General features: G+C 40.5%; 6 protein-coding genes. All 6 read left to right on the forward strand.

From position 1 onward, the window contains the following. Positions 1-217 precede the first annotated feature (217 nt). The 6 genes from K6C05_RS02365 to K6C05_RS02390 all read left to right on the forward strand — a co-directional run bounded on the left by K6C05_RS02365 (position 218) and on the right by K6C05_RS02390 (position 5785). Positions 218-499, forward strand: coding sequence for a hypothetical protein (locus K6C05_RS02365; RefSeq protein ID WP_296730826.1), 282 nt, complete (start codon positions 218-220; stop codon positions 497-499). Between the two features lie 264 nt (positions 500-763). Then, positions 764-964, forward strand: a complete 201-nt coding sequence (locus tag K6C05_RS02370) for a hypothetical protein (protein WP_296730827.1) — start codon at positions 764-766, stop codon at positions 962-964. Positions 965-1055: 91 nt separating this feature from the next. Next, entirely contained in the window at positions 1056-2243 is a 1188-nt protein-coding gene (locus K6C05_RS02375; RefSeq protein ID WP_296730828.1) for a hypothetical protein, read from the forward strand. Between the two features lie 31 nt (positions 2244-2274). Beyond that, positions 2275-3477, forward strand: coding sequence for a phosphoenolpyruvate hydrolase family protein (locus K6C05_RS02380; RefSeq protein ID WP_296730829.1), 1203 nt, complete (start codon positions 2275-2277; stop codon positions 3475-3477). A 193-nt stretch (positions 3478-3670) separates the two neighbouring features. Next, positions 3671-4897 carry a Tm-1-like ATP-binding domain-containing protein gene (locus K6C05_RS02385; RefSeq protein ID WP_296730830.1) on the forward strand — a complete coding sequence of 409 codons (1227 nt, stop codon included), beginning with the start codon at positions 3671-3673 and terminating at the stop codon, positions 4895-4897. A gap of 57 nt (positions 4898-4954) precedes the next feature. Beyond that, on the forward strand, positions 4955-5785 hold the full coding sequence (locus K6C05_RS02390) for a phosphoenolpyruvate hydrolase family protein (protein ID WP_296730832.1): 831 nt from the start codon (positions 4955-4957) through the stop codon (positions 5783-5785). The last annotated feature ends 200 nt before the right edge of the window (positions 5786-5985 follow it).

Consider the following 5985-nt stretch of genomic DNA (forward strand, 5'->3'; position numbering starts at 1 on the left):
TAACTCGGTGTAAGATGTCCCCTTCCTCTATAGGTGGGGGGACAAGCTTTAACAGGTGGTGAGCATATCTCCCACCTCGTTGAAACGCTAATTGGAAGATTTTTCTTTTTAAAAGAAAAATTTGAACAATGGCGTTATAAAACTAAAGTCAAAGGAGTTTCTTCCATGAAGAATTTTGAATAATGGCATTTTTATTATATGGAGAGGGTGAGAGGAGATGTCTGTTGTTAGTGACCGCCTTTTGGAAATCAGACGCGCTACAATGCCTGATGACAGTTTAGTCACTTATGCTGAATTTATCGGATTGGGACCTAATGTATACAGAAAATATGAAAATGGGGAAGAGCGTGTTCCACAGGATATTGTGTCCACTATTTCAGGCAGGATTGGTCTTCCTAGGGAAATCGTGGATGGAACAGAGAAGTTTGATGACTTTTATAAATTTTTCTGCCGGCTGGTTATCAGTCAATGGCGAGGCAGGGAATATCCTGAAATATGATTTTTGTAATCGTGGAAGATTATGGGATTTTGATAGATACGGGATATGAATAAAAAGGATTATTATTTAATTTTTGCCTAAGATTGGATGTTAAGCTATTTAACATTTAATTTTAGGTTTTATTTTGTTTGTAAAAGTTGTTTATGATATTATTAAAATAATAAAATAAATTAACAAAAGGGGTTAATTCGGTTGGATTACGGAGGGAGAATTAAAAGCTGCCTGAATTGGTCTGATTCGGATGCTTTGGGGGAGGTGCTTTAGGTGCGTACTGAAAAATCCTTTACTAGTCAGCATAGGCTGCGGGAATGGTTGGAATCAAAATCCTGGGAACATGAATCTGAAGAGCTGTTTTATGAGTGGCTGGAGGCGTTCTTTCAGGAAGGTAACAGAATATCCGTCAAAGGAGCTGCCTGCGACCTGCAGGATTGCATAGATTTGTTTGAATCTGACAATGATACATAATACAGTCCGCTGATTGTGACCATATATTATATGGGGAGATATATATTATGGCAGTTGGTTGTAAAGTAATAAATGAGGGAGAAGTAGTTTAATGTCAAAATGGATTTGTTCTTGTGGGTTTGAAAATAGTAATAATTTTTGCGTAAATTGTGGCAAACCGAAGCCTGATATGAATCAGGTCGTGCCATCGGAAAATACTGTCAGGATGCCTGTTGTGTCTCCTCAGAGCTTGCAAAATAATTCCACTGTGGAAACTCCGGGCAATGGTTATCAGTACCAGCAATATGTGCCACCTGTTGATAATCGTGGTTTTTTGGACAGGATTGGCAAGGGCCCGTTGATTGCCCTGGGAGCAGTGATTCTCGTGGTAATATTAGGGGTTATTGGTTATTTTTATGGTATTGAAGACCGCTATATTAATAAAGTGCAGGAAGCAGATAATGTATTGGCAGAAGCACATACTGTTTTATCAGAGATAAATAATCTGGATGGCAATCCGGAATCTGACAATACCAAAAATTATATCCACAAATACGAGGATATACAAAAAAGGTTTAATCAGGTAACTGCGGATTTGAAAAAAATCAGGACAGGCAAGAGGTATAAGGATTATAATGCATCCTTGGTGTCCGGGCTGGAAATGGAAGCAGATATTTTAAATTCTGTCCATGAAATGCTGGTGAACACACCTGATAACCCGGCAGCACCGGGTAAGGTTACGAAGGATTTTTCTGACAAGATAATCAGTTTGTCAAATATGGCGGATAATGCCCATATGGATAATTTTGCCATTGACCAAAACATGAAGCTGGGGAATTTGCCTAAGGATTTGGATGCATACCTGATAAGGTATCATGCTGTTGCAGAACAAAAGCGCATAGAGGCCGAACGCAAGGCCCGCAGTGAAGCGTTGTTGCGATTGGATAATTTCCGCAAATCATTGTCTGGTCAGCATTCGTCATTGAGGAGTCAGGCCAGGGCCAATTATCGCAGTGTTTATTATGCCACCAATGTTACCTGCTATGATGGTAAGGTGATGATTGAAGGAGAATTTTTCAACGGACAGAGATATACGTGGAATTATGTAAATGATTTTCATCTGGATGTCACACTTTACAACCAGGGGACCGTGGTAAAAAAACTTTCTTCTTCATTTGGCTATGTTAATGTAGGAATTATTTTTTCGAACAATACTGTAGGGCATACATTCTATATTTATGATTCTTCTGTTAATTCAAAGCTGATTTTTGACTCATTTGAGGTTGAGGCTGCCTTTTAATTAGATTGAAATTTATGAAGGGAGAATTTTCTTGGATAAGGAACAGGTATTGCGTCAGCTTATGGCACAGCTCCATGTGAATGGCCATATTATAGGTGCATCAGTCGGATCGGGAATGACTGCCAAGCTGGCAAGACTGGGAGGAGCAGATTTGCTGCTGGTTTTGTCTGCCGGGAAATACCGTATAATGGGGCGCAGTTCCTTAGCCAGCTATTTTTGTTTTGGTAATAACAATGAACAGGTAATGGAAATGGGGACCAGGGAAATCTTTCCCGTTGTAAGGGATGATATCCCTATGCTTTTTGGGTTGATGGCCACAGATCCCACCATACAAATGTATGATTATCTTAATAAGATTAAGGAGAATGGGTTTTCCGGAATAGTTAATTTCCCTACAATTGCATTGATAGACGGAAATTTCAGAAATGCCCTTGAACAGGAAGGAAGTACCTATAATCGTGAGATAGCCACCATCCGGCTGGCCAATCATCTGGGGCTTTTTACCATGGCTTTTGTTACCAACAGGGATGAAGCCGAAAAAATGCTGGCAGCGGGAGCCGACGTTATTTGTATCCACTTGGGACTTACCAAGGGAGGAATTCTTGGTGCCAAAAAATACATTTCTCTGGGTGAAGCTAGAAAATTGATGAGTGAGATTTTTGCCATGTGCAAGAAAAAAAATCCGGAGGCAATACGGATGATTTATGCCGGTCCTGCCAATACTCTTTCCGATATGCACTATTTGTACAAGAATTCAGATTGTCAGGGGTATATCGGCGGTTCTACCTTTGATCGTATCCCTATTGAGGATTCTGTACTGGGAACTATAAAATCCTTTAAATTCTTTGATAATTCAAATGACAACAACTCTGTGCAGCAGCTGATAGAACGGAACTGGCGCCGGGGGAATGTTGTTGATTCCATCCGGCAGTATATTGAAGAACATTATATGGAACCAGTACAGTTGGGGGATATCGCTTTAATTGCCCATATGTCCTCTACATATCTTAGTAGCAGATTTAAAAAGGAAACCGGTGTCAGCTTTACAAAATATTTGTTGGATTATCGCATCGGTAAGGCAAGAGAGCTTCTGGAGGAATCACAGCTGAACTGTAAGGAGGTTGCCCTTAGGGTAGGCTATGGTGATTACATGCAGTTTTCAAAGATGTTTAAGAAGTATGTTGGTATTTCACCGAAGAAATATATGTTAAGACAAATAAATAACAATAAATAAGAATCAATAGTTGTGTCATTATATTTTTTGTTAATATAAACACAACTATTTTTATGTTTAATGATAAATTGAGCATAAAAACACATATAAAAGTAATATAAACACATTTACATATATAAAACAATAAACTACAATAAAAACATAGAATGAACCGGTTCAAAATTATCAGGATGGTGAGAAAGAAGGCTTGATAATGAAAACTATTGCTATTGCAGGTACTTTTGATACCAAGGGGAAGGAGTTTTTGTATGTAAAGAAGCTCGTGGAAGAGCTGGGGCTGCGTCCATTTATGATTCATACCGGAGTTTTTGAAGCTCCTTTTGAGGTGGATGTTACCAATGATGAAATTGCTGCGGCTGCAGGCAAGGATATCAGGGAAATTGTCAAACGCAAGGACAGGGCGATGGCTACGGAGGCATTGTCAAAGGGAATGCAGCTTCTTGTTCCAAAACTTTATAAGGAAGGAAAGTTTGATGGTATTATCTCCTTTGGAGGAAGTGGAGGTACCTCATTGGTTACTCCAGCCATGCGGGAGTTGCCTATAGGTGTTCCGAAGGTAATGGTTTCAACAATGGCATCGGGTAATGTTTCACAATATGTTGGTACCAGTGATATTGTCATGATTCCTTCCATAGTGGATGTTGCCGGACTCAATAAGATTTCCCGTTGTATTTTTAGTAATGCCGTGTTGGCTATTGTGGGCATGGTGGAAGGACGAGAAAAACTGAAGGAGGAAAAAACAGAGGAAAAGCCACTGGTAGCAGCATCCATGTTTGGTGTTACTACCCCATGTATAAATTATGCCAAGGACTATTTGGAAGCACACGGATATGAGGTCCTGGTATTCCATGCTACCGGTACAGGCGGCAGGACAATGGATGCCCTGATTGATGCAGGTTTCTTTGCCGGTGTATTGGATCTTACCACTACGGAGTGGTGTGATGAGGTTGTAGGTGGTGTCCTGACAGCTGGTCCGGACCGTTGTGGTGCTGCTATTAGACGACAAGTTCCTCAGGTTGTTTCAGTAGGCGCTTGTGACATGGTAAATTTTGGGCCTATGGAAACAGTACCTGAACAGTTTAAAAACCGTAATTTATATAAGCATAATCCAACAGTAACCCTTATGAGGACTACTGTACAGGAGAACAAGGATATTGCTGTAAGATTGGCGGAGAAGTGGGACAAGTCAGAAGTACCAATGACTGTTATGCTGCCACAGCAGGGAGTATCCATGATTGATGCTGATGGACAGCCTTTTAATGGCGTTGAGGAACGAAAAGCACTTTTTGATACACTGAAGGATAAAATCAATAATAAAAATGTTGATATTTGTGAAATGAATAATAATATAAACGATCAGGAATTTGCTGAAACTGCAGCAAAACGCCTGATTGAACTGATGGGAGCTTCCGGGAGATAAGGAATAAGCTTCATGGTGACAAGGGTTGTTGCAAGTTTTTATGTGAGGAGGAGAAACATGTTAAAGAAGAGCAGAAGTGAGATTATAGAGGATTTTCGTAACCAGGTAAAGCAGGGAAAGATTTTGGTAGGTGTTGGTGCAGGAACAGGTATTACTGCAAAATGCAGTGAAAAAGCTGATGTAGATATGCTTATAATATATAATTCAGGGAGGTTCCGCATGGCCGGTAGAGGTTCTCTTTCCGGATTATTGTCCTATGGTGATGCAAATGCCATCGTTATCGAAATGGGCCAGGAGGTTTTACCTATTGTAAAAAAGACTCCTGTACTGGCAGGCGTCTGTGGTACTGATCCATTCCGGGTTATGGAAATTTTCCTTAAGCAGCTCAAGGATCAAGGCTTTAATGGTGTTCAGAATTTCCCTACTGTGGGACTCATAGATGGAAAATTCAGGGCAAATCTTGAGGAAACAGGTATGGGCTACGGCCTTGAGGTCGATATGATCCGTGAAGCCCATAAGCTGGATATGCTCACCTGTCCATATGTATTTGATCCTGAGCAGGCCAAGGCAATGGCTGAAGCAGGTGCTGATATTCTGGTTGCTCATATGGGCCTGACCACAAAGGGATCTATTGGTGCTGAAACCGCTGTTACCCTGGATGATTGCTGTGAAAAAATCCGTGCCATAATCAAGGCAGGGCGTGAAGTTCGTCCGGATATTATGGTTATCTGTCATGGTGGGCCTATAGCTGATCCGGAGGATGCAGCATATGTAATCAAGAATGTTCCGGAAATAGATGGATTCTTTGGAGCTTCATCCATTGAAAGGTTGGCATCAGAAAGAGGGATGACTGCCCAGGCAGCTGCCTTTAAGGCAATCAGTAAATAAATTTTAAATATTATCCAGGCAAAATGCTCAGGCATTTTGCCTTTTTTTGTATAAAGAAAAGGGGCTGTCGCACTAAGAAATTAGTCGGCAGTCCTTTTTTGTACAAAAAAATAAGAACGCAGTCTCGCAAGACCACGCTCTTGGTGTAAAATATAAGTATGCACAAACAAAATATTTTACGCAACAATTATATGACATAT

It is taken from the genome of Anaerovibrio sp. (genome assembly GCF_024697385.1).
GTDB lineage: Bacteria > Bacillota > Negativicutes > Selenomonadales > Selenomonadaceae > Anaerovibrio.